Here is a 24,647-nt window from a genome sequence, read left to right as displayed (position 1 = left end):
CGATCCGCTCCCTCCGGTTTGACCTTCCCATGGTGTCAGGGAGCAACAGTGCACGGGTCGGCCGCATTCCGGGCCGCTCGTCGAGAGGGAGCGAAACTTGATCATCGATGCACACAGTCACGTCCACGACCCCGTCGAGGCGCATGTGGGGCTGCTGGACGAGGCCGGGGTCGACCGCGCCGTGCTGTTCGCCACCCGCCCACACCCGGAGCGGGCCGGTGACCTCGCCTCGCTGCGCCGGGAGATGGCGATCCTGGACGAGGCCATCGGGGGGCGGGCCGGCACCGTCGAGGGATATCGCGGCGCGTGGCGGGAGTTGGACGCCGCGCTCGCCGCGTGGCCGGAGCGGTTCATCGGCTTTCTGTCCGTACCGCTGGATCTGGCGCCGGAAGAGATCGCCGCGACGGTGGAACGCGAGGTCGTGGGGCGCGGGCTGCACGGGATCGGCGAGTTGACGCCGCCCCCGGGAGGGGCGGGGATGATCGAACCGGTGCTTCAGGCGGCGGCCGATCATGGTGGGCTGCCTGTGGTCGTGCACGGATTCGCCCCGACCACGGCGGACGATCTGAGGACGCTGTCGGTGCTTGCCGGCAGGTATCCGGCGGTCCCGTTGGTGGTCAGCCAGCTCGGCGGGCTGAACTGGATGCAGGCCGTCGAATTGGTGCGGGACACCCCGAACATGTACCTGGAGCTGTCCACGGCCAACATCGTCTTCGCCGTCCGGTTGGCCGTCAAGGAGATCCCGGAGCGGACCCTGTTCGGCTCGGACGCCCCCTACGGCGACCCGGTCCTCACCCGGGCGATGGTGGAGCGGGTCACCAGCCCGGGTGAGGTGCGCGACCGGGTGCTCGGCGGGACGATGGCCGCATTGGTCGGGCTCGGCTGACGCGGGCCGCACGCCCCAGGCACGCCCCGGACGGAGCGAGGCCGGTGAACGGCCCGGTGCTCAGGCCTTCTTGACCACGCTGGACTTGAGCTGCATGGCCCCGAAGCCGTCGATCTTGCAGTCGATGTCGTGGCCGTCCACGCCGTCGATCAGCCGGATGTTCCGCACCTTGGTGCCGGCCTTGATCCCCGAGGGGCTTCCCTTGACCTTGAGTGCCTTGACGACGATCACGGCGTCGCCGTCGTGCAGCACGTTGCCGACGGAGTCCTTGACGACCTGCTCACCGGCAGTGTCACCTTCCGTCGCGCTCTCCGCGGGGACCCATTCGTGGCCGCACTCGGGGCACACCACAAGGGCGTTCAATTCGTAGGTGTACTCGCAGGAACACTTCGGGCAAGGAGGGAGATTCTCGGTCATTTCCCCAGGCTAACCGGTGCCCGTCCCGGCGTACCAACGGCCGCCTGGACGGGTACGGTGGCTCGCCTGCTGACGCCGCCCTGGGGCAGAGGCGTGCCGTGAGCCGTCGGCGTCCTTCCGTGCGATGGCTCGCACTTATAGACTTGCAGAGTTTATTAATTCATGAGTTGCTGTGAACGCCAAATGTGCGCGTGTGGAGGGCTGAGTGGGCGGGTTCGCCGAGATGGTGCTGGAGCGAGTGCGTCAGGCACGGATCGCTGTCGCGGAGGCGCGCGCGGACGAGGACGCATACGCGGTGGCCGTGGCCGAGGACGAACTGGACGACGCGCTGCGGATCGCCCGTGGCCTCGGACTGGAGGACGAAGGCGAAGAGCCGGCTTGAGCGCGCGGGCAGCGGCATGCCCGTCGCGCCACCGACGCCCTCTTCGAGGGTGTCCGCGCGGCCCTCGTTCTGGGACCACACCGTTGGAGCGGACCGGCCGTCCGCTCCAACGGCCCATGGGGGAGGCGTGGTTCAGCGGCAGAGGGCCGCGTCCACGACGCTTTCGACGTGCTGTGTGGCTGCCTCGTCGGTCGGGATGCTGGTCACCGCGATGTTGGCGGCGCGGCCGTCTTCGGTGACGCCGCCCCGGGTCTCGTATCCTGGGATGTCGCCGCCGTGGCCCCAGTAGACACCGCCGCACGACAGCGGCCTGCTGATGAGCCCCAGGCCGTAGCCGGCGCCGCTGTCCCCTATGGGGACGGTGGTGCGCATCTGGGCGAGCTGGGCCGCCGGGAGGAGGCGGCCGGCCAGGAGCGCGCTGAAGAACTGGTCGAGGTCGGAGTTGGTGGAGATGATCTGGCCTGCGGCCCAGCCCGCGGAGGGGTCCAATTCCGTGAAGTCGCGCAGCGGTTGGCCCGCCGCTTCCCTGTGGTAGCCCTTGGGGTGGGGCTCTTTGATGGTCCTGTCACCGGGGGCGGGGAAGTAGGTGTGGCGCAGCTTGATGCGTTGGATGATGCGCCGGTCCATCTCCTCGGCGAGGGACCGGCCGGTGACCTTCTCGACGATCAGGCCGGCCAGCACGTAGTTGGTGTTGCTGTACGCGAACTTCGCGCCGGGGGCGAAGTCGGCCTTGTGCTGGAGGGCGATGCCCAGGAGCTCGCGGGGTGCGAAGTACCGGTGCTTGAGGACGGCGTCCTTGATGTAGGCCGAGTAGTCGGGGAGTCCGCTGGTGTGCTGGAGGAGCTGACGGATGGTGATGTGGCGTCCGTCGATCCCGTCCCCGCGGACCAGGCCCGGCAGATAGGTGTCGACCGGTTCGTCGAGGCCGATCTTCCCCTCGCCGACCAGTTGCAGCACGACCACCGCGGTGAACGTCTTGGTGTTGCTGCCGATCCGCACCTGGCCGTCCCTGGGCACCTTCGAACCGGTGGCCAGGTCGCCGACCCCCGCGGTGTAGGTACGGGTGCGGCCGTCGCGGTCCTTGACGCTCGCCAACGCGGCGGGCAGGCCATCGGAATGCACCAGCGTGTCCAGGCCCTGCTGGACGCTGTCCGGCTTGGTGGCAGCAGACGCGGCGGGCGGCGCCAGGGCGCCCATGGTCAGGATGCCGATGGCCGCGGCGGCCGCGGCCGGCACGGCTCGTCGCCGACCGCCCTGCTGCCACCGGGAAGAACGACGCCTCTGCCATTTCTGCTCATGCATAAGTCAACTCCTGTGGATTCATGGGGAAAACAGTGGTGTGGGCCGAGCCTCGGCGAGGCCGGCCGCTCGGGCGGTGCGCCGCGGCCGGGACAGTGCCGGTTGCGTCGCCGGCCGCCGGTCAGCCCTTGGTGAACTGCTGGTGGACGCACTGCGTGTACTGCCGGATGCTGTCGGGCCGGTAGCACGGCTGCGTGTTGTTGGCGTACCAGGCCATGAAGAGGGCGACCAGGACGGACACCGCGATCGCGATGAGCGAGGCCACCATGCCGGTGAGGGACATGCCCCAGCCGGTGCCGTTCCGTTTGGCCGTCCTCAGGGCGAAGACGCCCAGGATCAGGCCGATGACGCCGAACAGGCCGCCGACGAGGACCACCGAGGTGGTCAAGCCGATGAGGCCGAGCGTCATGGTGGCCACGGCCGGGCCGTTCCTACGGACCGGAGACTGCATGCCGTAGTCGGCGCGGGAACGGGGGTCTGCCCCAGCGGTCCACGTCGATGCCGCCTGAGTCGGCGTCGGCGTCGTCCGAGCTGACCCGGCCTCCGTCGGCGCCATGTGCTGCGGTGACGTCTCTGTCCCCTGGGTGTGCATCAGCCGTCCTCTCGTCAACTGGGCTGGGCACGATCATCGGTTCCGGGGGCTGGGGTACACATCGCGGGAAGGCGGGAAATGCTGCTCCCTCGATCGGGGGAGGCCGCCGGTGAGCTGCAGCAGCTAAAGGCTGTCCCAACCGTCCCCGGTGAACACGCCGACGCCTACCCCTGCCCGAGCGCATGACGCACGCCGCGCGGCGGTGGACCCCGTGCTTCCGGGGGTCGACCAGGCCGTCTCCACCGCACGGCGCCCCAACTCGGGCGGGTACTTCGTCTGGGCAGCCCTCACAGAGGCTCCCTTCTCATGGCCTGTCAGGCCATGTCCGGCAACCTTCCGCATCTCAGCGGAGCCTCACTTCTCCGCCTGGCACAACCGTCAACCAGGCGGCGGACACCACTGACACTGCGCGGCGGACCGCGTATTTAACGGCGGGAGGAAGTGCGCGGTACCGGGCCGCTCCAGCCCGGCCTAACTTGTCGCTGACAACCCACCGCACTTCAACGGAGAACCACATGAACGACCCCGGACAGTTCGAGCAGCTCTCGGTCCACCTCGATGACCTGGACCCCATGGGGGTGCTGCACAACTCCCGCTACGCCGCCCTCGCCGAGCGCGCGATCAACGCGTACTGGGCTCGGCTCGGCTGGTCCCCGGACGCCACGGTGTCGACGTTCCCCGACTTCTTCATGGCCGTCCGCGAGGTCAAGGTGGTCTTCCACCAGCCGATCACGGGAATGTGCGCGCCGGTCGTCCACTTCTGGATCGAGCGCGTGGGCACGACCAGCTGCGTGCACGGCTTCCGTATCCTCTCTGCCGACCGGTCGGTGGTGCACGCGGACGGCCATCGGGTGATCGTCAACCTTGATCCCAAGACCCTGCGTCCTGCCCCCTTCAGCAAGGAGTTGCGAGCCGCCGCCGGGCTCGGGCCGCACGCCGTTGAGAGCGCGGCGTGACAGAGCCTGTTCGGGACGACGGCAGGTACGGCCCATCGAGGGCCTCCGCCCGTCAGGACCTCCACCCGTCGGCCCGCATCGCGGGCACCAGCTCCGCGCGCCCCGCGATGCCCAACTTGCGGTAGGTACGCGTCAGATGCTGCTCGACCGTGCGCGGCGCCAGATGCAACCGGTCACAGATCCCCGCGTTCGTCAGCCCGCGGGCCGCCAGGTCGGCCACCGCCCGCTCACCGCGGGTCAAAGCGGTGACCGGCCTGGTGCCCGGCCGTCGCCCGTGGGCGCGCAGCGCTTCGCGGACCGCGGGGACGACCGACCCCCACCCGTTCTGCTCGGCGATCCGCAGTGACTCGGTCAGCGCGTCCGGTTCGTCGAGCGCCAGCAACGCCCACATCAGCGCCGCCCGGGCAGGGGTGCCCCGGGTGACGTCGACGGCCTCGCGTACCAGCGCCAAGTCCCCGTGGACGATGCCGGCCGTGCTCAGCGCGAGGCCCAGCGTGTGCGGGGCGCCCCAGCGGCGGGCCGGCCGCAGTTCCGCGTCGGCCAGCCGGTGCGCCTGCGCCGGGTCGCCCATCCTGTGCGCGGCCAGTGCTCCGATGGGCCGCCACGGTGCGATCAGCGGGTTGGCCACGGTCTTGGGCAGCAGCCGTCCACACATGAGCGCATCCGCGAGAGCCTCCTCCCACCGGTGCTGCGCCAGCCGCAGGGCGGCTCGCGTGACTGCCGCGATGAATTGGTCCGCCGCGCGGAGTTCACCGAGGGCCAGTGCCCCCAGCGCCGCTTCCGCCTCGTCGAGACGGCCGGCCGCGAGCAGTGCGCCCGCGACGTACCCGTTCGAGTACGGCAACGGTTTTCCGCTCCCGAGGGCGACCCCGGACGCCTCGAAGTCCCGGGCGGCGGACAGCGCGGCGTCGGTGTGACCGGTCAGCAACGCGCACGCGTACCGTACCCAGGCCGCGCCCCGCAGCACTTTCGGCCAGCCGCGGCGAGCCGCCAGCTGCTCCGCCCTCGCCGCCCAGGCCAGGGCCTCCTCGAAACGTTCGGCCACCAGCAGCCCCTGGACCGCCCCGAGATGGACGGACATGTCGGCCGCCTCGGGTTCACCGGAACCCCAGAAGAGCTCCAGCGCGTGCGTCGCCTGTGCGGCAGCGGCATCGGCATCGGCATCCGACATGATCTCCCCGGCGAGCTGGGCACGGGCCGCGGCAACGATCGCCCGACCGTGCGGGTGGCTGCCGGCCACAGCCTCCACCTGGTCGAGGAGCGCACGTACCGGGCTGTCGGACAACCAGCCCGTGCCCATCGACCGGGCGATCAGTGGCATGGCGGCGGCCAGATCATGCCCGGCCACCTCGTCGATGACGTTGCCCACAAGCTTCGTCCCGGCGATGAACCCCTCGGTGTTCAACGTGGCAAGGAGCAGATCGGAAGCCACCTGGGCGTAGAGATCCCCGCTGGTCAGGGGCAGCAACTCAGCCAGTATCTCCCGCGAGGCAGAGGCATCGTCGAAGACCAGGGCGGCACCGAGCCTGCCACGCAGCCGCAACCGCAGGTCGTCGGAGAGGCGGGGGGCGCTCAGCGCGTGCCGCAGCAAGGTGGCGGCCGATTCGAACGCGCCCATCCGGTGGGCGCTCTCCGCCGCTTCGCCCAGCACGTCGACCTGCCAACCCTCGCGGGGCGGCCCGGCCTGGAGCAGGTGGGCAGCGATCCGCTCGAGCTTGAGGAAGTGGCGGTGGCAGAGCTCCGCTGCCTTCGCATGCCAGGCACGGGCGCGCAGAGGATTGAGCGTGGCAGCCACCGCCGAAGCGACGATGGAGTGCACGAACACGACCCCGTCCTGTTCGTACTTCACCACGCGGCCGCGGAGCAGCGCGTCCAGGGCCGACATGGCTTGTTCCATCCCCAGCCCAGCTACCTCGACGGCCAGTTCCAGACGACCGTGATCACCGGTCACCGTCAGTGCCTGCGTCAGCTCCAGGGCGCCGCTCACGGTCCGCAGGCGGGACGCCGTGCGGTCGACGACAGCACGCGACGTCACCGTTGCCAGATACGGGATGCCGTCCCCGGTCGGGCGTACACCCTGTTCCCGGAGCACGGCCAGTGCCTCGTTGACCAGGAACGGATTGCCGCCGCTCGCCGCGTGGCAGGCTCGCGCGAATCCGTCGTCCACCTCGTCGTCGAAAACCTTCCCGGCCAGTTCCGCGACGTCGGCCGCTTCCAGGGGCGCCACCCATACCTGGCGCGCACGTGCGGTCAGTTCGGCGACGAGCGGCTCGCTGGTCGTACCGTCCAGGCGCTGCCCGGCCAGCACGGTGACCGCCAGTGTGCCGATCCGGGTCGCGACGTAGTTGAGGAAGCGCAACGAGGCGGCGTCGACCCATTGGAGGTCGTCGACGGCCAGCAGGACAGGCCCAGCCTCGGCGATCTCCCCGATTCTGGCGAAGAGTGCCTGAATCGCCTCGAACGGAGCCTCGGTACTCGTCTTCAGCATGGCTCCGTCGAGCTCCGGGAGCAGCTGCCGCGCGACACCGAAGGCGAACTCACGCTCCAGCGCACTGGCGTTGGCCCGCAAAACGTGGACCCCTGCGGCACGGCCGAGCTCACCGGCGTGCCGCAGCAACGTTGTCTTACCGATGCCCGCCTCGCCCGACAGAATGATCACCCTGCCATGGCCCCCGGCCAACTCCCCCATGGCGTCGGCCAGTACCTGGAGCTCTGAGGCTCGCCCCAAGGGCGTTTCCCCCATGCCCAGCATCCCCCGAACCTCCCCATTTGATCTCGCAACCGGCCAACCCTAACCCAGTGGGATACGGCTCCTTCCTTGGACCGACCACGCTGGACCGCCCAGCACGCGGTGAGGTGATGTGCGGAATAACGGGTCTCTCTCCCCGTTCCTCCCGCTCCCTTTCAGTGCCGTCCCGATCAGGCAGGAAGCCCACCGTGCGCAGCGCCCTCAGAATCTCCCGTTTCGTGACCGCTTTCGCCGGCGTGGGCCTCCATGTTGTCCTCTTCGGCGACAGGATCTCTGGATGCCACGGCCTGGACAGGCCAAGCCGGCGACGGATGAACGGCTGTCGGATCGGATCGCGATCGGGCTGCTGACGCGGACGTTTCAGGCGCGGGAGCGGGCAGCAGCGCCGGCCTCCTTCGACTGCAAGAGTCAGCCCGGGCGCGATCTCTCTGTCCCCTGGGTGTGCATCAGCCGTCCTCTCGTCAACTGGGCTGGGCGCGACCATGGGTTCCGGGGGCTGGGGTGCACCTCGTGGGAAGGCGGGAGATGCTGCTCCCTCGATCGGGGGAGGCCGCCGGTGAGCCGCCCGGTCATACTGGCGCTCATGATCAGGGGAATCCGGCCGTTGCTGCGCGGCTCCACGTATGCGGGTGTGCTGTTCGCCTCGTGCGGCGCGTTGGCGAGCCTTCCGCTGCTGCCGTTCGCCATGCTGCCGGCGCTGCTGTGGCGGTCCGCGCCCTATGGGGTGCAGGCCGTGCTGACCTTGCTGGTCTGGGCGGCACTGATCGGTGCGGTCGGACTGGCCCGCACCACGCGGCGGGTGCTGATCGCCTCCGCCCGTCGACTGCTGAGGGTGCCGTTGCCGGATCCTGCGGCCGGCCGCCGGTTCGCGAGCTCACCCGGCACGGGGCCGACTCCTACGGCACCGGCCCCCGCCGCGCCATCCGGCGCCGACCGCCTGCGCACTCCGCTCTGGCTGCTGCTGCACGTGGCACTGGGATGGATGGGGACGCTGGTGGGCGGTGTGCTGCTTCTCGCGGGCCTGACGCTGCCGGGGGGCTGGCTCGACAGCGAGGCGGGGCTGAGTCTGTTCGGCTGGTCGGTGCGGGTGGCGGGGGGCGGGTGGAGCTGGATGGTGGGGCTCGGCTGCCTGCTGCTGGCCGCGATGGTGTGCGTGGTGGTGACGAAGGCCCTGCGGTGGCTGGCGCCGAGGCTGCTGGGGCTGTCGGCGGCCGAGCGGCTCGCGCTGGCGGCCGAGCGGGAGCTGCTGCTGGCCGAACGCAACCGCCTGGCCCAGGAGTTGCACGACTCGATCGGGCACACGTTGACGGCGGCCACGATCCAGGCGGCGGTGGCAGGCGAGGTGCTCTCCGCCGACCCGGTGGCGGCCCGGACCGCCCTGCGCAGCATCGAGGAGTCGACCCGCGCCGCACTGGAGGACCTGGACTACGTGCTGGGCGTGCTGCGCGAGGAGGAGGCGGGGACGGCGCCGATCCGGACCCTGGCCGACCTGCCTGAACTGCTGGACCGGTTGCGGCATGCGGGCGCGGTGGTGGAGCCGGACCTGTCGGGCGAGTTGGCGCAGGTACAGGGGACACTTTCCCGGGCGGCGTACCGGATTCTGCAGGAGGGGCTGACGAACGCGTTGCGGCACGGGTCAGGCGGTCCGATCGAGGTCCGGGTGGCGGCGGCACCGGACGCACTGGAGCTCCGGGTGGTCAACCGGACCGGGACGGGCACCGGCAAGGGTGCCTTCCCGACGTCCGGGCACGGCCTGCCTGGCTTGGCCGAGCGCGTGCGGCTGCTGCACGGTGAGATCGAGGCGGGCCCGGACGGGCCCCAGCACTGGCGGTTGGCGGTCCGGCTGCCGGTGCGGGGGTCGGCGTGATCGGCTCCGAGGCGAGCGAAGCCGCCGCCACCAGCCCCACCAGCCCCACCGGCACCTCCGTCACACTCCTGATCGCGGACGACGACGAGGTGACCCGCAGCGGTCTGCGCATGTTGCTCGCGGCCCAGCCGGGGATCGCGGTGGTCGGGGAGGCCGCCGACGGCGTCGAGGCGGTCGAGCAGGCGCGGCTGCTGCGGCCGGACGTGGTCCTGATGGATGTGCGGATGCCGCGTCTCAACGGGATCGACGCCACCCGGCAGTTGCTGGCCGAGTCGGCCGAACCGCCGAAGGTCGTGGTGATCACCACCTTCGAGAACGACGGTTATGTCACCGCCGCGCTCAGCGCGGGGGCCAGCGGATTCGTGCTCAAGCGGCGTCCGGTACGGCAGATCGCGGAGGCGGTGCGGGTGGTGGCGGCCGGGGAGGCGATCCTCTTCCCCGCGGCGCTGCGCCGGATGGTCGCCGCCCGCCCGCTGGGTTCCGCGGAGGCGTTGCCGAAGGCGGCGCTGACGGGGCGGGAGGAGGAGGTGTTGCGGTTGATGGCCACCGGCCTGTCCAACCCGGAGATCGCGGCTGCGCTCACGGTGACTCTGGAGACGGTGAAGACGCATGTCGGGAACGTGCTGACCAAGCTCGGCGCGCAGAACCGCACCCACGCGGTGGTGATCGCGTACGAGTCCGGCCTGGTGGTGCCGGCGTTCGCCGGCTGATCCGGCCTGAGGTCGTCGTCGGGTGCACCGGGGGCAGACCAGCGGCCCCGGGAAGAGCCCGGGGCCGCTCGCTTCTGCCTGCTGACGGGGCGTCCGAGCAGCGGGCGGAGACTGGAAACGGAGCCCTCGTAGGCCACCGTGCCCGTGCCCAGCCCTACTCAGCAGTGGTTGGGGACGCCTCCTGTGTCGTTTCCCTTGAGGAGGCCGGCCCAGATGAACCTGCCGTCCGTGAGCTTGACCCACTTGTTGTTGGTGATCCCGTTGCGGGTGAGCTGCTCGCCTTCGAGCCAGCAGGCCGCGGAGAAGTGCTGCCCCTTCGCGACGGTCCCGACGGGGGGCGAGGACGTGTTGGCCTGCGCGCGGATGTTTCCTTGGACCCAGGCCGTCACACCGGTGTCGGCCCAGGCCGAGGGTGCCGCGGTGACGGCCAGTCCTGCGATCCCCGCGATGGCCAGCAGACCACCGGCCAGGCGGGCGGTAACTCGCGTCATAACTACCTCCGAGATGTCATCGATCGCCTTGCGCATGGTTCTCCCTTACGCGCCGTGAGGTCACGGCTTCGGCCTGCCGCGCCGCCGGCGGAAGGGGCTTCGACGAGCGGCAAGCTCTCCGCCGGTCACCTCGTACACGACTGGGAAGGGACGGCTGTATGACACCCGGCGCCAGATTCTTTTCTGATGCCCCATCAGTTATGGATTTCGGAGAATGGTCAGGAGAGGCGCACTCCCCGTCCCGTTCGGTCCGGGCGAGGCCGCCCCGGCCACGGGCCGCGTCCTGGACGGCGCCGTAGCGGGCGGTACGGCAGTGGCGCCGGCGGGCTCAGTCCTCTGGCAGCAGAGTGTGCAGTGGACGGGCAACTGCCTGCGCGGTGGGCCGGGTGAGGTGCAGGGCGGTGTGAAAGTGGCCGTCGGTCTCCTTGCCGCGAGGGTCGTCACCGGCCGCGGACACCGCGGCGATGGCGTACCGCTGTTCGTCGACGTCGGTGAAGCGCCGTTGCGGGTAGGTGCGGGAGGCGTCCTTCTCCGTGGTCAGGCCCAACAAGGCCAGACCGTCGGCGATGTGCTGGTAGGAGCCGGTACGCAACACGAAGGTGGCTATCCAGGGTGGGTCCTGCCTGCCTTCCAGCAGCGGGCGGAAGGTGCGGGTGGACAGGAAGCTCGCCCCGCCGGTCACGGTGATCAGGCGGGTGCCACGGGTGGCCCGGTACAACGCCGGGCTGGGCGCGGCGACTTCCAGATTCTCGACGAACCCCGCATCGAGCAGACCGGCCGCGCGACCGTAGGCGATGGCCGACGAGGCGATGTCAAGGCCGATGACGGGTACGGCGTCCGGACGGCGGCGCGCCGCATAGTACGTGCGGTCCGACTCGATGAGTTCGGCGGTCGTCAGGCGGGCGATCTGCGGTGAGGTGTAGTGCTCGTACAACTCCTCCAGCGTTACATGGTGGTTGAGCAAGGCGGCGTTGATGCCGTACGAGCAGCAGATGTCCAGGAGCGTGGCCCGCGGCCCGCCCTCCTGCTCGTCGGCCGGACGTTGGGGAACGCCGGAGAGGCCGGCAAGAGGCAGGAGGCTGCGGAAGACACCCTGGGCGTGATGCGGTGTCTGATACCCCAGCGTCCCCAGAGCGCCGAAGTACGCCCGCGGGTCCGGCTGGTCGTAGATGTCGTCGAAGTGGGTCATCTGCGTGGGGGTACCCGATGCGTACTGGTCGCGAGCCGTGGTCATCAGAGCGCCTCCTTGATACGGATGAGGCAGGCATAGCGCACTGCGTCGTCGGTTGGGAAGGCCGCCTGAGCCTCCACCCTGCGGACACGAGCCTCCGCTCAGATGCCCTGCATCCAGGAACCCATCGGATACGGGCAAGGCGCCTGGCATCCAGCCCCACCGGCGAAGAGAGCACTGCTGGAACTGCTCAAGTGCCAGGCCCGGTCAGTTCCGAACGTCGCCGACGGGCCGGCTTCGACGGCTGGTGGGGCGCCACCGTTCGCTGCCGCCGCCTCTGCCGCTGCCGCGATGCGTCAGAGGGGTCTCCCACCGATCGGCGGGAGTCCCCGGCGGCCGCGGCACGCGACCGCCAAGGGGCACACCTCCGGAACGCGATGGGGAACTTCCCCTGGGACACGACGATTTGCCGGCCCGCGCCTTCAGGTCGTCCGCACGGATTCACCCAGGGCAGAACGCCGCGCCCTTCCCCCCGCGCCCCGGATCCCTAGGCTGAGGGGGTGAGCACTCATGCGCCGAACGAAGCCCGCGTCATCCCCCTGCGCCCGCAGACCTCGCCGCCCGGTTCCGGTGGGGCGACCCGCGCCCCGCAGCGGCCGGCGGGAGCCCCGCAGACACCCGCGCCGAAGGAGCCTCTGTGGCGCAACCTCGTCGGTGATGCGCTGCGGCGCGAACGGCTCGCCCAGGAGCGCACGTTGAAGGACGTCGCGGAGGCGGCCCGGATCTCGATGCCGTACCTGTCGGAGTTGGAGCGCGGACGCAAGGAGGCCTCCTCCGAGGTGCTCGCGGCCGCCGCCCAGGCCCTCGGGCTCGGCCTCGCCGACCTGCTCTCGCTCACCCAGGACGAGTTGGCCCGGTACGGCCGGAGCCGGGTCGGCCGGGGCCGCACGTCGCCCACGGCGCAGTACGGCGGGCTCTGCCTCGCTGCCTGACCGAACGGGGGCCGGTACGGCGGGGCGCATCACCGCCGTACCGGCCTCGCCGGCATTCGGCCACGGCCGCGGGGTCAGACGAAGGCGAGCCGCCGGCTCAACACCTCGTCGGCGAGCCCGTAGGCGACGGCCTCCTCGGCGGTGAGCACCTTCTCCCGGTCCATGTCGGCGCGCAGCTTCGCCACGTCGTGCTGTGTGTGCCGGGACAGGACCTGCTCCACCTGTGAGCGGATGCGGGCCATCTCCTTGGCCGCGAGGCTGAGGTCGGAGACCGTCCCCTGGCGGCCGCCGCTGGCCGGCTGGCCGAGCAGCACCCGCGCGTGTTGGAGCACGAACCGTCGCCCGGGATCTCCGCCGGCCAGCAGCACCGCCGCCGTCGACGCCGCCTGACCGACGCAGAACGTGGAGATCGGCGCCTGCACGAACGTCATCGTGTCGTAGATCGCCATCAGTGAAGTGAACGATCCGCCGGGCGAGTTGAGATAGATCGATATCTCGCGCTCGGGGCTCGCCGACTCCAGATGCAGGAGTTGCGCGATGACCACGTTGGCGACCCCGTCGTCGATCTCGGTGCCGAGGAAGATGATCCTCTCGTTGAGCAGCCGGCTGAAGACGTCGTAGGACCGCTCGCCCTGCGCGGTCCGCTCGATGACGTAGGGAACCGTGTACGACCCCATGTCACAACCCCATCCGTCGGCGCGAGGCGGCCGGGCGGATGTCGGCGAGCGACTCCACCACCCGGTCCACCATTCCGTACTCCCTGGCCTGCTCGGCGGTGAACCAGCGGTCCCGGTCGCCGTCCCGCGCGATCGTCTCCTGGCTCTGCCCGGTGTGCTCGGCGGTGATCCGCTCGATGGCCTTCTTGGTGAACTCCAGGTTCTCCGCCTGGATTTCGATGTCCGCGGCGGAGCCGCCGATGCCCGCTGAGGGCTGGTGCATCATGATCCGCGCGTTCGGCAGCGCGAACCGCTTGCCGGGCGCCCCCACGGTGAGCAGGAACTGGCCCATGCTGGCGGCGAACCCCATCGCCAGCGTCGAGACGTCGTTGGGGATGAGCTTCAGTGTGTCGTAGATGGCCAGGCCCGCGGTGACCGATCCGCCGGGGCTGTTGATGTAGAGGCTGATGTCGGTGCGCGGGTCCTCCGCCGACAGCAGCAGCAACTGCGCGCACACCCGGTTGGCCGACACGTCGTCGACCTGGGTGCCGAGGAGGACGATCCGCTGGGCGAGGAGCTGTGCCGCGAGATGGTCGTCGAAGCGGCTGGGCGGTGTGTCGCCCTCCTCCGCGCGGAGCGGGAGCGTGGCAAGTGGAGTCATCTGGTCTCCTCGTCGAGGTGGGATGGCGTCGACTCCACTCTCGACCTCGGGAGGTCCCCGGATGGGGTTTCTCTGCCCGCGGCAGATTCGCCACGGGCAGAGTGAGGGCTCGGCCTCTCCAACCGCCAGGTCGGCGAGTCCAGTTCGCTGTCGGCGCCGGCCCGCGAGCCGCTCCGCGGTCAGCGCCCGTGCCGTTCCGACGACGTAGCAACGAATCCCGCACTGGCGGACTTCGAGAAGAAGGTGAAAGCCGCCTTCAGCGGAAAGCTGTCGCTCTCCACGAAGCGCATCCCCGGCTGCTCCCTCCAGTTGCATGTCAAGAACCAACAGGGTGACGACATCACGCTCGGACAGGCCAGGCGCGAGGACTTCTTCCGGATAAAGTGGCAACTCGTCGACACCACTTTCTACGACAGTCACGGCCCGGAATTCACCGCCGGTGACCAGATGTACGTCAACTTCCATGACAACGGCGAGGTGAACGGCAAACTCGGCTGCAACGACTTCACCGCCAAGGCCACGTTCACCGGTACCCACCTCTGCTTCAACGATGCGGTTCTGACGACGCGGCGCACCTGCAGTGACAAGATCATGAAAGAGGAGGCGAGCGTCCTCGCGGTTCTGAAGAAGTCACTCGACTACGCGTACTGGGCGGAACCGGATGCCCTCAGCATGTCCCTTCAGGAGGACTTGGCATTTCCCGCGAAGGAAACCGGGTTCACCTTCCGCGGGATACCGCCCCGGTAGGTGGGATGCGGCCGGTGGTCGGCGGTCGGCCGCGTCGGCGGCCGGTCGCTGCGGGCCGTGGTCGACCAGGCAGTCGACATGCGCGAACTGCCACCGCCCTCAAGCGGCCCGCCGGCCCGCTCGGCGCGGTCCGGGTGACCATTCCCGGCCGCGCGACTCTATTCCGGGCCAAACGCACTTAAATCGACCCGTATTGAAGCCGTCTCCCATTATTCTTCTTGCGTGCCAAGGCCTTTGGGTGATCTGGAAGACGTGGTGATGACGCGGGTCTGGGAGTGGAATCGACCGGTCACCGTTCGAGAAGTTCTGGAGGATCTCCAGAAGGAACGGTCGATCGCCTACACCACGGTCATGACCGTATTGGACAACCTCCATCAGAAGGGCTGGGTCCGCCGCGAAAGGGAAGGCCGCGCCTATCGGTACAAGGCGGTCTCCACTCGCGCCGCCTATTCGGCCGCGCTGATGAACGAAGCGTGGTCCGCCAGCGACAACCCCGCGGCCGCACTGGTGGCCTTCTTCGGCATGATGTCGCCGGAACAACGGCAAGCCCTGCGCGACGCCCTGCGGATGGTGCAGATCGACGAGCAGGCCGAAGCGGAGGACGATCGGGCCGAAGCCGGGGGAGAACGGGCGGCGCCCCAGGCAGGCTTGGGGGAGCAGACCCCGGGTGGAGCGCCACCAGAGACGGACGAGAGGAAGCGCCGGCCCTGACCTGGCCAACGGCCTGCTTGTGGCCCTTCCGGAGCCCGACACACCAGGCCGCACCGGGGGCTGTATCGCAAGGCCGTCCCCGTTGCCGGTCATCGGACGGGCGGGTGACAGGCCGTCCCGGCGGGGGAGTCCCACTCGTCGTCACCGCCGGTGTGTCAGACTCCGTCTCCGCGGACCGGCGCTTACGCGGCCTCTTCACGGGCCGCGCCAGGAGGCCAGACGACCTCCACCGGGATACCGCGGGTGCGGGCGTATGCCACCAGGTGGGCGGTGGCGTCGCGACCGTCGGACGGCGAACCGTCCCAGACGGCCAGCAACCGCCCACAGGTGCTGATCAGGTGTTCGTCCGCACTGACGCAGGCGTTCCGGTTCAGCGGGTCGTAGGGCAGCAGTTGTACCTGCTCGGCCAGGGTCAGCAGCTCGCCGGTCGCCACCTGGTCGCCGGGCGGCACGATGGCCGGGACCGAGTCCTGCGCGGGGAGGAGCAGGACCAGTCGCCGCCCCACGTCGCGCAGCACCCGTCCGAACACCACGGGGAGCCCGGCGCCGGTGCGTACCAGTCCCGTCGCGCCCTTCGAGAGGCTCTGCACACGCTCCCGCAGCGCGGTCTCCACCAACTCCAGTGTGTCTGGGGTCAGGTTGGCGTGTCCCACCACCGCGATCATCCGTCCACTCGCTTCCCCGCCCTATGGCGCGCTTGGCTCGTTCCCGTGCTGCAGTTGCGTTCCGCACAGGACCGCCCGCCCACTGACGACCTGGGAGAGTGCGGGTCGGGCGGCCCGGAGGACCAGTCAACACAGTCCGCTCGCCCCTCGGCAGGGGCTGAACGGCCCCTGCCGCCGCGGCGACACGAGGCATCGAGACCGACCGTGCCGTCGACACGAAGCTGCCCACCCGAGCCCGTCCGCGGCACACGGCCCGGAGGCTCGGTACCGGGGCCGCGCGGCCTGTGGGCAGCGGCCGCCACCTGCACACCGAGCGGCATGTGCCACAGTGACCGTATGACGTGGAACGGCGACGAATACCAGGCACGGTTCGACCGCATCGCCTCCGAAGGCGGGGATGTGCATGGCGAGGCGGCGCTGGTCCGCTCCTTCGGGCCCGCCACCGTTCTCGACGCGGGGTGCGGCACCGGACGGGTGGCCATCGAACTGGCCCGCCATGGGATCGCCGTGCAGGCCGTGGACGTCGACGCGTCGATGCTCGCCACCGCACGCCGCCTGGCGCCCGGGATCGGCTGGCATCAGCGCGATCTGGTCGGCCTTGATCTGGGGACGACGTTCGATGTGGTGGTCATGGCGGGCAACGTCCCGCTGTTCACCCCGCCGGGGACGGAAGCGGCCCTGGTGGCCGGGGTGGCCGGTCACGTCCGTCCCGGCGGACACCTCATCGCGGGATTCTCCCTGGATCGCGGCTACACACTGGACGACTACGACGCCCACTGCGCTGCCGCGGGTCTGGTGCTGGAGAACCGGTACGCGACCTGGGACCAAGAGCCCTACGAGGGCGGAAAGTACGCCGTTTCCGTGCACCGCAAGCCCTGAGAATCCGCCCGTCGGCGAGGCGGTGTCTCACGTCAGTGTGGGCCGCGGCGTAGCGGTCCAGGTCGTGGCGGGTGAGGGCTCATGAGGCCCGCCCCCTACGGCTTCGCCTGTTCACCGCCGCCGCCCGGCTCGTCACCACCGGCCGCGACCGCGTCCTACGCTTCGCCCATCACCGGCTCTGGGCCCACGACTTCACGATGTGAGGGGTGCGGACCCGCCCGGGGCCCGCACCCCTCATCGCCGTCGATCGACCCGCTGGGTTACTTGTCGATGATGCCGTACACGGGGATCGGCTTCGCGAGCGATCCGTCCTTCGGGCCGATGGAGGCGGTGCCGTCTTCCTTCACCCCGGCGTCGGCATCCTCGTCGGGGGCGACGCCCAGGTTGTAGCAGAGATAGCCGTGGTCGGTCGCATTGGAGTTGATGCGAACCTCGCGACTGAAGGTCAACGTCTTTCCGTCATCGGAGATGTGCAGCGTGTCGGGGTCGATGCGTCCTTCCTCGTGCGTCTCCTGTTTGACGGGGTCGTAGTAGTAGGTGTCCGCGAACTTCACCCACTTCCACCCGGTGGGGGTCACGAAGGTGTGAGCCACATCCTTCTCATCGACCTTGGCGCCGTGGTTCGGGACGGGGTGCAGATCGAGTGTGAAGCTGTACAGCCCACCGTCGCCGTAGTGGCCGACCGCGGCGTTTTCCTGTAGGAGCGCGAGTTTCGCAGTCATGGAATCCTTGCCCTTCTCTCCGGAACTGCCGTCATGAGACGTGGGGTTACGCGGAACTTCCCGGGGAACCCGGGACGGCGAGGAGGCTCGGCCCTTTACGGGGCCGACGCGCACATGCGGCGTTGCTGTCCACCGGTCCCAGTGCACTCTCCGCCGGGGGTGGGGGGCTCGTGTGAGACGGCACATCGGTTGCCGCTCACGTGCTGCCGGGCAGAAGCGCGCCTGCGGCAGCCCCCGGTCCCCTCATTCAGGTGTCCGCCGCTCCAGTCTCACATTCACCGGCTGGGTGCGCACATCCAGCCATCGATGGGGGCTGACCAGCAGAAACGGCTCGCAGTCCGAGGGAAAGCCCGGCTGCGGCGCCGCCGCGCGACCAGGTCCACGGTGGCTGTCAGGGCACGGTGATGACGATCTTGCCTCGTGCGCGGCCGGTGGCGCTGACGTCGTGAGCCGTGGCGGTCTCCTTCAGCGGGAACACGGCGTGCAGCGGGACGGTGAGGCGGCCGTGGTCGGCGAGATCGGCCGCCCATGGCAGTCCTGCCCAGCCCGGCGACACTCCTGCCGGGGAGCGGGAGAACCGCACGCCGTGTCGGTCGGCGTCGAAGTCCGCGAAGGTCACCACGCGGTGCGGGTCGCCGACGAGGGCCACCAGCTCGGCAAGAGAGCCCTTGCCGGCCGCGTCCAGAACCACGTCGACGCCGTGCGGGGCCAGGGGGGCAAGGCGATCGGCCAGCCCTGCCCCGTAGGTGACCGGGATGACGCCGAGCCGGTCGAGGAAGCCGTGGTTGGTTGCGCTCGCGGTGCCGATCACGGTGAGGCCGCGGGCCTGGGCGAGTTGTGCGGCAATGGTGCCGACGCCTCCGGCGGCACCCTCGATCAGCAGGGTCATGCCCTCGGCGGCTTCCAGGGCCGTCAGTCCACGTGTGGCTGCGTCGATGTTGCCCGCGGCGCCTCCCGCTTCCTCGAAGGACCATGACTGGGGCTTGGGTGCCCAGGCTTCCAGCACGGCGTACTGGGCCGCGGCGCCTCCGTGATCCGCGACGGGGACGAGGCCGAAGACCGCATCTCCCACCGCGGTGCCGGTCACCCCCTCTCCCACCTCGTCGACGATTCCCGCGGCATCCATGCCGGGTATGTGGGGGAAGTCCACGGTGGCGATGTCCCGCAGCATCCCTGAACGCAGATACCAGTCAGCGGGGGTGACGCCGGTGGCACGTACCGCGATGCGGACCTGACCGGGCCCGGCGTGCGGCGCTTCGACCTCCTCCAAGCGGAGCACTTCGGAACCGCCGTAGCGGTGGTACTGCATGGCAAACATGGACAACCTCCGTAAATTCAGCAGTAGTTCGGCGGGAGAGCTTGCGGCCGCGTGCCTCTGCGGCACTGTCAGATTCCTGCCTGTTCTCGGGCGGTGAAGAAATTGATCATCTGTTGGGGTGTGGGGTTGTGGGCGACCACGGCGGCGGCCGCGGCGCCGCGGGGGAACATCGCCTGCTCGTATGCGGTGAGGGCGGTCTCGACGTCGTCGGGGTGTGCGGCGAGGGCCTTGCCGAGTTCGGCGCCGTCCTGCATGGCCAGGCCGGCGCCTTCACCGTTGGGGGTGGCGAGGTGGGCGGCGTCGCCGAGCAGGGTCACGCCCGGCACCCGGTCCCAGCGGTGCCCGACCGGCAGGGCGTGGAGGGGGCGCAGGACCGGTGCGGTGTCGCCGGCGGTGATCAGGGCGGTGAGTTCCGGTGCCCAGCCGTCGTACTCGTCGGCGATCCGCGCGGCGGCCGCGGCGGCATCGGTGAAATCGATGGTGGCGAACCAGTCCTGCGGTTTGGTCAGGGTGATGTAGGCGTGGAGGGTGCCGCCCTTCTCCCGGTGCGCCACGAGCCATTTGCCGTTCTCGTCCGGGTCGAGCGCGACGAGCGTCCCGCCGCCGACCGCTTTCGCGGTGGCCGGGTGCCGGGCGCCGGCGTCGCGCAGGCAGGTCTCGACGAAGGACCGGCCGACGTATGCGGGTGTGGCGTCGGACAGCAGCGGGCGGACTCGTGACCACGCGCCGTCCGCGCCGACCAGCAGGTTCGTGACGACGGCGGCGCCGTCTGCGAAGGCCACCTCGTGGCGGCCCGCGCCGAGAGCGTGGACGGCGGTGGCCCGGTGGCCCCATCGGACGGTGCCGTCGGGGAGTGCGTCCAGCAGGATCTGCCGCAGCTCGCCGCGCTGCACTTCGGGGCTTGTGCCGGTGCCGTCGTCGGCCTGGTCGAAGAGGACGGTTCCGTTGCGGTCCAGGAGCCGTATCGCCTGGCGGCCTTCCAGGACGAGGGCGCGGAACTCGTCCATCAAGCCGGCGGCCTGGAGGGCGAGTTGGCCGTTGCGGTCGTGGATGTCCAGCATCCCGCCCTGCGAACGCGCCGTCGGGGAGGAATCCGACTCGTAGACCGTGACCGGGATGCCGTGGAGGTGCAGGACGCGGGCCAGTACGAGGCCGCCGAGTCCGGCGCCGATGATCGTGACAGGAGTGCGCATGGGGCTCCTTGCGTGACGCGCGCCTGCCGGGTGGGCCGGGCAGGCGCGCTGGAAGGAAGGCAGGCGGCTTGCCGGGCCGCGGCGCCTGCTCAGGAATCGGCTCGGACGACGATGACCCGGCGTCCGCGCGTGTGACCGGCCCGGCTGTCGATGTGTGCCGCCGCGGCTTCGGCGAGTGGGTACGCCTTCTCGACCGGGATGTGGAGCTTTCCCCGCGCGAGGAGGTCGACGGCCTCGGCGAGGGCTTGCGGCACGTTCCCGGTCACGCCGGAGTACCGGGCACCGAACTCCGGCGCGCCGAGGTCGGCGATGGAGACCACCCGCTGCGGATCCCCGGTCAGTTCGACGAGTTCGCGGATGACGCCCGCCCCTGCCAGGTCGAGGGCCGCGTCGACCCGACCGAGCCGCCGTACCCGCTCGACCCAGCCCTCGCCGTACGTCGTGGCGAGGGCGCCCAGGCCGCGCAGGTAGTCCTGGTTCGCGGCCCCGGCCGTGCCGATCACCGTGATGCCGCGGTCGCGGGCGATCTGCAGCACCGCCGACCCGACACCCCCGGAGGCGCCGCTGACCAGCAGCGTCTGCCCCGGCTGCACACCGGCCTGGCGCATGATGCGCAGCGCGGTCTCCACCACGGAGGGGTAACCGGCCGCCTCCTCGAACGACAACCCCTCGGGCACCGGGGCCCAGGCCGCCAGCACGGCGAACTCGGCATACGTACTCGACCCTCGCCCGAGCACGCGGTCGCCGACCTCGACCCCTTCGACACCCGCACCGATCTCGTCCACCACCCCGGCCGCGTCCTGCCCGACCCCGGCGGGCAGCTCGACCGGGCGGGTCTTCTGGAACTGGCCTTCGCGGATCCGCCAGTCGACGGGGTTGACTCCCGCCGCCCGTACGGCGATGCGTATCTGGCCGGGGCCCGCGTGGGGCTCCTCGGCGTCGGCGAGGTGCAGGACGTCAGGACCGCCGAACTCGGCGTAGCTCACCTTCTTCATGCCGCCGACCGTAACACTAACCATTAGCTTTCCGGAACGGTTACGGATTTGCATTTGGTAGTGTCAGGCCATGACCGAGCCCACCGGACGCCGCGAACGCAAGAAGGCCGCGACCCGCCAGAAGATCGCCGACACCGCCCTGCGGCTCTTCCTGGAACGCGGGTACGACGCGGTGGGCATCCGTGACATCGCCGCCGAGGCCGACGTGGCCGTCACCACGCTCTTCTCCCACTTCGCCTCGAAGGAGGCCCTGGTCTTCGAGCAGGACCAGGACTTCGAGCGACGCCTCATCCGGGCGGCCACCGACCGGGCCCCCGGCGAGCCGCTCGTCCCCGCACTGCGCCGCGAGACCCAGGACCTGGTGCGCCACTGCACGGCGGACAGCAGCGCCCCGATCTGGCAGATGATCGACGCAACCCCCGCCCTGCGGGAGTACGAGGAGTCGATGCGGTTGCGTCACGCGGAATCCCTGGCCACCGCCATCGCCGCCGACCTCGGCCTGCCACCGGCCACCACCGCGTGCCGGGCGATCGCGCGGTTCGTGATCGACGCCTACGCGGTGGCCCGCGAGGCGGACGACCCGCAGGCCGCCGTGGACGAGATCTTCCGGATGATCGAGGCGGCCTGGGAAGCCGCCTGACCTTCTGCGAGCAGCGGCCAGGGCCCGGCCGGCCGCAGCCGACGGCGCGTAAAACGCATCAGTGCCCCGTGGTGCGGCTCAGGAAGGCGGCGCTACGCGGAAGTTGGCGATCCACTGTCGGCGGTGTGACGTCAGCAGCCGCAGTGGGTGTCGTGATCTCACCGTCCAGGAGCCGGTGGGCGCTCTCCGACGCCGCCAGGCCGTGTCTCTCGACGCCGACGGGCATGAAGGGCCTCGGCGCGGCTTTGTAAACTCCAGGCATGGCATTTCTGAGCACCCCGCACTACTGCTTCCTGTGAGAGGAAGGCGCTGAGGGCGATGTCGAACGACGTCGCCCTCCTTGGTGTGCCTGCCGCGCGAACCACCTTCCTGGCACTGCCCGTTCCTTCCTGAGGCAGTGACCTTCTGAGCGCGCGTACAGGCACGGTCTCTTCCCTTCAGCCCTGCCCGGAGTGCCTCGTGCCCGTGTTGCTTCCCCCTGCCCTGAAACTGTTCCTCGACGTGCTGCGCTGCCCGACGTGCCGCACCCGCCGTCTGCGCCCTGACCGCGGCGCACTGCGCTGTCCGGCGGGCCACACCTTCGACATCGCCCGCCACGGCTACGCCAGCCTGCTGACCGGCGCCCGCGCCACCAGCGGCGACGACGCGGCCATGGTCCAGGCCCGGGACCGCTTCCTGGCCACCGGCAGGTACGCGCCCATCCGCCAGGCCGTGGCCCGGCTGGCGGCCGACTCCGTGCCTGAGCGGGGCACGGTCGTGGACGTCGGGTGCGGTACGGGCTACTACCTGGCCGGTGTTCTCGGCCAGTTGCCCGGCGCCCGTGGTCTGGGCCTGGACACATCGGGGCGCGCGGTGCGCTCGGCGGCCCGAGCCCATGACCGAGCCGCCGCGGCGACCTGGGATGTCTTCCGTCCCTTCCCACTGGCCGGTGAGGTGGCCGATGTGGTGTTGGACGTCTTCGCGCCGCGCAATCCAGCCGAGTTCCACCGCATACTCCGGCCGTCCGGTCGGCTGATCGTGGTCCGTCCCACTGAGCGGCACCTGGCCGAGCTGCGCGGCCGGGTGCCTGGGATGGTCGCCATCGACCCCGCCAAGGAACAGCGCTTGCACCGGGCGATGGACCCCTGCTTCTCGTCCGTCGTCACCGAACTGGTGGAGTATCCCGTGGAGTTGGTCGGGCCGGAGGCGCTGGACCTGGTGGGGATGACGCCGAGCGCACGCCACGTGAGCCGTGCGGATCCGAGGAGCGATGGCCCCCTATCCGACCGGGTCACTGTCTCTGTGCTGGTCACCGCCTACCAGCCTCGGTGATCACGACAGGGTGCCTGCGCCTGTTGATCGACGAGAGGGGTGGGTCGAGGGCCGCAGGCACCCGACATCCGGTCGGAATTGCCTTGGGGTGAAGGCCGGTTGCGCGCGGCTACCGCATCTCCTTCGACACCGAGGCGCAGGCAGAGCCCGTCGCCGCCGTCGCGTACGTACCGGCCACCTCCCTGCGCTTCGGGGAGGACCTATCGTCGTGCGGCAGTCTGCCGCAGGTGGCGACTCACCTCGCCGACGAGGCGGATGTCGACGTGCCGCTCGACGAAACGCCACTGCCCGTCGCGGCGTTCGAAGCGGTCGCGGTACCGACCGGCGGCGATGGGCTGCAGCGGCAGGTCGGGCAGTGCCTGCAGCACGGTGACGTAGGAACGTGCGACCGCCGTGCCGGTCTGTTCCTCGACCTCGATGGCGATATTGGAGGTGACGTGCTGGGTTCGTGGCGTGCCGTCGGCGTAGACGATCAGGGTGTCCTGGAACATCTTCTCGATTGCTTCCCTGCCGCTCACCGGCGTGCCGCTACCGACGAACGTGGCGTCCCCCAGCAGGAGACCGAGCCCTGCGAAATCGCCGTCGTCCACGAGCTCTGCGTAACGTGCGAGCAGGTTCTCGACAGCTCGGTAGCTCGCTACCAAGTCGGCGGGCACGGCGGAGGATGGCGACACTGGCTGTCTCCCAGCATGAGGGGCGATCATCGGATTGTGCTGCCCATGATGGCAACGAGGCTGTGAGCGCGCCGCTTGTGATCGGCGATCACGATCTATAGCCGGAGTACTGAACGGCGACGGGGCGCGAGATCGGCCCACTGATTCCCAACTGTCGTCGGGTCGGGGGCTGTTCGTCGTTCCGCGACACTGGGCGGAGATGAGTCGTACGCCCTCAGGACTCTCTGACACGCGGAGACTCTTCAGCAGTCGCGGTCCGCGGGCAGCCACGAATTCCTTGACGCCGGGCCGGTCCTGATCCTGTCAAGGAGCGAGTTCGGCTTGGCGAAGGGTGTGGAAGGCGGCGGGGGTTGCCCATCCGCGCAGCGTGGCGTGCATCGTCGAGTGGAATGCGGCCTCGGTCGTGGCGGCGTCGAGGGCCCCGGCCAGTTCGAGCGTCACGAGCCCGTGCAGGGTGGCCCAGATCGACAGGGCGATCGACGTTGCTTCGCCGTCGAGGACGGACGCCGTCAAGGCGCGGTCGATCGCCGCGAGGAGCGGACGGATCGGGTCACTGGCGCCGGCCTCTCCTGACGGGTCGAAGGACTGCACACCGCCGAACAGCACGGTGTACAGGTGGCGGTGTCCGCGTCCCCAACTGCGGTAGGCGACGGCGAGCGCGTAGAGGTCGGTGAGCGGGTCCGCGGAGGACCGCACCGCCGACAGTTCCTGGAACAGGCCGGCGACGGCCCTGTCGCGCACCGCACCGATCAGCCCGTCCTTGCCGCCGAAGAGGGAGTACACCGCCGTCGTCGACGCCTCGGCAGCAGCGGCCACGGCGCGGACCGTGACCGACTCCCGCGGACGGGTGGCGAGCATCTCGGTCGCGCACACCACAAGCCGCTCTTTGACGGTCTCGTCGTTTGTTCTCGGCCTACCCACGGCCAGCAGCTTACCCGCTCTGATAACGTCGTTTTGAAACAA

At 70.1% G+C, this 24,647-nt stretch carries 27 protein-coding genes; 12 read left to right on the top strand and 15 right to left on the bottom strand.

The genetic code is table 11. From position 1 onward, the window contains the following. Positions 1 to 97 precede the first annotated feature (97 nt). Positions 98 to 886, top strand: coding sequence for an amidohydrolase family protein (locus tag ACIQE0_RS11220; RefSeq protein WP_402330771.1), 789 nt, complete (start codon positions 98 to 100; stop codon positions 884 to 886). Between the two features lie 60 nt (positions 887 to 946). Here ACIQE0_RS11220 and ACIQE0_RS11215 read toward each other — a convergent pair whose 3' ends face one another. Further along, positions 947 to 1,303, bottom strand: a complete 357-nt coding sequence (locus tag ACIQE0_RS11215) for a zinc ribbon domain-containing protein YjdM (protein ID WP_402330769.1) — start codon at positions 1,301 to 1,303, stop codon at positions 947 to 949. Positions 1,304 to 1,508: 205 nt separating this feature from the next. Between ACIQE0_RS11215 and ACIQE0_RS11210 the strand changes: the two genes are divergently transcribed. After that, a complete protein-coding gene (locus ACIQE0_RS11210; RefSeq protein ID WP_366335631.1) occupies positions 1,509 to 1,685 on the top strand; it encodes a hypothetical protein in 177 nt (58 codons plus the stop codon). Between the two features lie 132 nt (positions 1,686 to 1,817). On the opposite strand, the gene ACIQE0_RS11205 is transcribed toward ACIQE0_RS11210, so the two are convergent. Both ACIQE0_RS11205 and ACIQE0_RS11200 read right to left on the bottom strand, forming a co-directional pair. Further along, a complete protein-coding gene (locus ACIQE0_RS11205; RefSeq protein ID WP_402330767.1) occupies positions 1,818 to 2,987 on the bottom strand; it encodes a serine hydrolase domain-containing protein in 1,170 nt (389 codons plus the stop codon). Between the two features lie 118 nt (positions 2,988 to 3,105). Then, entirely contained in the window at positions 3,106 to 3,393 is a 288-nt protein-coding gene (locus ACIQE0_RS11200; protein ID WP_366335725.1) for a DUF4190 domain-containing protein, read from the bottom strand. A gap of 698 nt (positions 3,394 to 4,091) precedes the next feature. Here ACIQE0_RS11200 and ACIQE0_RS11195 point away from each other — a divergent pair. Beyond that, positions 4,092 to 4,532, top strand: a complete 441-nt coding sequence (locus tag ACIQE0_RS11195; RefSeq protein WP_366335635.1) for a thioesterase family protein — start codon at positions 4,092 to 4,094, stop codon at positions 4,530 to 4,532. 52 nt (positions 4,533 to 4,584) lie between these two features. Here the strand turns inward: ACIQE0_RS11195 and ACIQE0_RS11190 are convergent, their stop codons facing one another. Then, on the bottom strand, positions 4,585 to 7,260 hold the full coding sequence (locus ACIQE0_RS11190; protein ID WP_402330765.1) for an ATP-binding protein: 2,676 nt from the start codon (positions 7,258 to 7,260) through the stop codon (positions 4,585 to 4,587). Between the two features lie 604 nt (positions 7,261 to 7,864). Here ACIQE0_RS11190 and ACIQE0_RS11185 point away from each other — a divergent pair. Further along, on the top strand, positions 7,865 to 9,148 hold the full coding sequence (locus ACIQE0_RS11185; protein WP_402330763.1) for a sensor histidine kinase: 1,284 nt from the start codon (positions 7,865 to 7,867) through the stop codon (positions 9,146 to 9,148). Further along, complete coding sequence (locus tag ACIQE0_RS11180; protein ID WP_402330761.1) at positions 9,145 to 9,858, top strand: response regulator; 714 nt, start codon at positions 9,145 to 9,147, stop codon at positions 9,856 to 9,858. The genes ACIQE0_RS11185 and ACIQE0_RS11180 overlap by 4 nt, the downstream gene beginning before the upstream one ends. Before the next feature lie 158 nt (positions 9,859 to 10,016). Here ACIQE0_RS11180 and ACIQE0_RS11175 read toward each other — a convergent pair whose 3' ends face one another. Continuing rightward, positions 10,017 to 10,349 carry an SH3 domain-containing protein gene (locus ACIQE0_RS11175; protein WP_366335643.1) on the bottom strand — a complete coding sequence of 111 codons (333 nt, stop codon included), beginning with the start codon at positions 10,347 to 10,349 and terminating at the stop codon, positions 10,017 to 10,019. A 328-nt stretch (positions 10,350 to 10,677) separates the two neighbouring features. Then, complete coding sequence (locus tag ACIQE0_RS11170) at positions 10,678 to 11,583, bottom strand: hypothetical protein (protein ID WP_402330759.1); 906 nt, start codon at positions 11,581 to 11,583, stop codon at positions 10,678 to 10,680. Between the two features lie 497 nt (positions 11,584 to 12,080). On the opposite strand from ACIQE0_RS11170, the gene ACIQE0_RS11165 reads away from it, so the two are divergent. Beyond that, on the top strand, positions 12,081 to 12,512 hold the full coding sequence (locus ACIQE0_RS11165; RefSeq protein ID WP_402330757.1) for a helix-turn-helix domain-containing protein: 432 nt from the start codon (positions 12,081 to 12,083) through the stop codon (positions 12,510 to 12,512). Positions 12,513 to 12,586: 74 nt separating this feature from the next. Here the strand turns inward: ACIQE0_RS11165 and ACIQE0_RS11160 are convergent, their stop codons facing one another. Together ACIQE0_RS11160 and ACIQE0_RS11155 are read right to left on the bottom strand one after the other, a co-directional pair. Further along, positions 12,587 to 13,189, bottom strand: coding sequence for a ClpP family protease (locus ACIQE0_RS11160; RefSeq protein WP_402330755.1), 603 nt, complete (start codon positions 13,187 to 13,189; stop codon positions 12,587 to 12,589). Position 13,190: 1 nt separating this feature from the next. Further along, positions 13,191 to 13,829, bottom strand: coding sequence for an ATP-dependent Clp protease proteolytic subunit (locus tag ACIQE0_RS11155; RefSeq protein ID WP_366335651.1), 639 nt, complete (start codon positions 13,827 to 13,829; stop codon positions 13,191 to 13,193). Between the two features lie 243 nt (positions 13,830 to 14,072). On the opposite strand from ACIQE0_RS11155, the gene ACIQE0_RS11150 reads away from it, so the two are divergent. After that, positions 14,073 to 14,576, top strand: a complete 504-nt coding sequence (locus ACIQE0_RS11150; protein ID WP_402330753.1) for an META domain-containing protein — start codon at positions 14,073 to 14,075, stop codon at positions 14,574 to 14,576. A gap of 258 nt (positions 14,577 to 14,834) precedes the next feature. Then, on the top strand, positions 14,835 to 15,287 hold the full coding sequence (locus ACIQE0_RS11145; protein WP_366335727.1) for a BlaI/MecI/CopY family transcriptional regulator: 453 nt from the start codon (positions 14,835 to 14,837) through the stop codon (positions 15,285 to 15,287). A 182-nt stretch (positions 15,288 to 15,469) separates the two neighbouring features. On the opposite strand, the gene ACIQE0_RS11140 is transcribed toward ACIQE0_RS11145, so the two are convergent. After that, a complete protein-coding gene (locus tag ACIQE0_RS11140) occupies positions 15,470 to 15,952 on the bottom strand; it encodes a hypothetical protein (protein ID WP_366335655.1) in 483 nt (160 codons plus the stop codon). Between the two features lie 336 nt (positions 15,953 to 16,288). Between ACIQE0_RS11140 and ACIQE0_RS11135 the strand changes: the two genes are divergently transcribed. Together ACIQE0_RS11135 and ACIQE0_RS11130 are read left to right on the top strand one after the other, a co-directional pair. Then, complete coding sequence (locus ACIQE0_RS11135) at positions 16,289 to 16,831, top strand: class I SAM-dependent DNA methyltransferase (RefSeq protein WP_402330751.1); 543 nt, start codon at positions 16,289 to 16,291, stop codon at positions 16,829 to 16,831. A 71-nt stretch (positions 16,832 to 16,902) separates the two neighbouring features. Then, on the top strand, positions 16,903 to 17,034 hold the full coding sequence (locus ACIQE0_RS11130) for a hypothetical protein (protein ID WP_402330749.1): 132 nt from the start codon (positions 16,903 to 16,905) through the stop codon (positions 17,032 to 17,034). Between the two features lie 57 nt (positions 17,035 to 17,091). Here the strand turns inward: ACIQE0_RS11130 and ACIQE0_RS11125 are convergent, their stop codons facing one another. From ACIQE0_RS11125 to ACIQE0_RS11110, 4 genes are all read right to left on the bottom strand, one after another. Further along, a complete protein-coding gene (locus ACIQE0_RS11125; RefSeq protein WP_402330747.1) occupies positions 17,092 to 17,553 on the bottom strand; it encodes a hypothetical protein in 462 nt (153 codons plus the stop codon). A 391-nt stretch (positions 17,554 to 17,944) separates the two neighbouring features. Then, positions 17,945 to 18,871, bottom strand: a complete 927-nt coding sequence (locus ACIQE0_RS11120) for an NADP-dependent oxidoreductase (RefSeq protein ID WP_402330746.1) — start codon at positions 18,869 to 18,871, stop codon at positions 17,945 to 17,947. A 68-nt stretch (positions 18,872 to 18,939) separates the two neighbouring features. After that, a complete protein-coding gene (locus tag ACIQE0_RS11115) occupies positions 18,940 to 20,064 on the bottom strand; it encodes an FAD-dependent oxidoreductase (RefSeq protein WP_402330744.1) in 1,125 nt (374 codons plus the stop codon). Positions 20,065 to 20,153: 89 nt separating this feature from the next. After that, the gene (locus ACIQE0_RS11110) at positions 20,154 to 21,059 is read right to left on the bottom strand and encodes an NADP-dependent oxidoreductase (protein WP_402330742.1); all 906 of its coding nucleotides are present in this window, start codon (positions 21,057 to 21,059) and stop codon (positions 20,154 to 20,156) included. 70 nt (positions 21,060 to 21,129) lie between these two features. Between ACIQE0_RS11110 and ACIQE0_RS11105 the strand changes: the two genes are divergently transcribed. Both ACIQE0_RS11105 and ACIQE0_RS11100 read left to right on the top strand, forming a co-directional pair. Further along, a complete protein-coding gene (locus ACIQE0_RS11105; RefSeq protein WP_402330740.1) occupies positions 21,130 to 21,699 on the top strand; it encodes a TetR/AcrR family transcriptional regulator in 570 nt (189 codons plus the stop codon). Between the two features lie 459 nt (positions 21,700 to 22,158). Next, a complete protein-coding gene (locus ACIQE0_RS11100) occupies positions 22,159 to 23,010 on the top strand; it encodes a putative RNA methyltransferase (RefSeq protein WP_402330738.1) in 852 nt (283 codons plus the stop codon). Between the two features lie 200 nt (positions 23,011 to 23,210). Here the strand turns inward: ACIQE0_RS11100 and ACIQE0_RS11095 are convergent, their stop codons facing one another. Next, positions 23,211 to 23,684: a nuclear transport factor 2 family protein gene (locus tag ACIQE0_RS11095; protein WP_402330736.1), complete on the bottom strand. Its 474-nt coding sequence runs from the start codon at positions 23,682 to 23,684 to the stop codon at positions 23,211 to 23,213. Positions 23,685 to 23,987: 303 nt separating this feature from the next. Further along, positions 23,988 to 24,605 carry a TetR/AcrR family transcriptional regulator gene (locus tag ACIQE0_RS11090; protein ID WP_402330734.1) on the bottom strand — a complete coding sequence of 206 codons (618 nt, stop codon included), beginning with the start codon at positions 24,603 to 24,605 and terminating at the stop codon, positions 23,988 to 23,990. Between the last annotated feature and the right edge of the window lie 42 nt (positions 24,606 to 24,647).

This window comes from Streptomyces sp. NPDC093097, assembly GCF_044754325.1.
Classification (GTDB): domain Bacteria; phylum Actinomycetota; class Actinomycetes; order Streptomycetales; family Streptomycetaceae; genus Streptomyces.
This window is presented reverse-complemented; position numbering and strand designations above follow the sequence as displayed.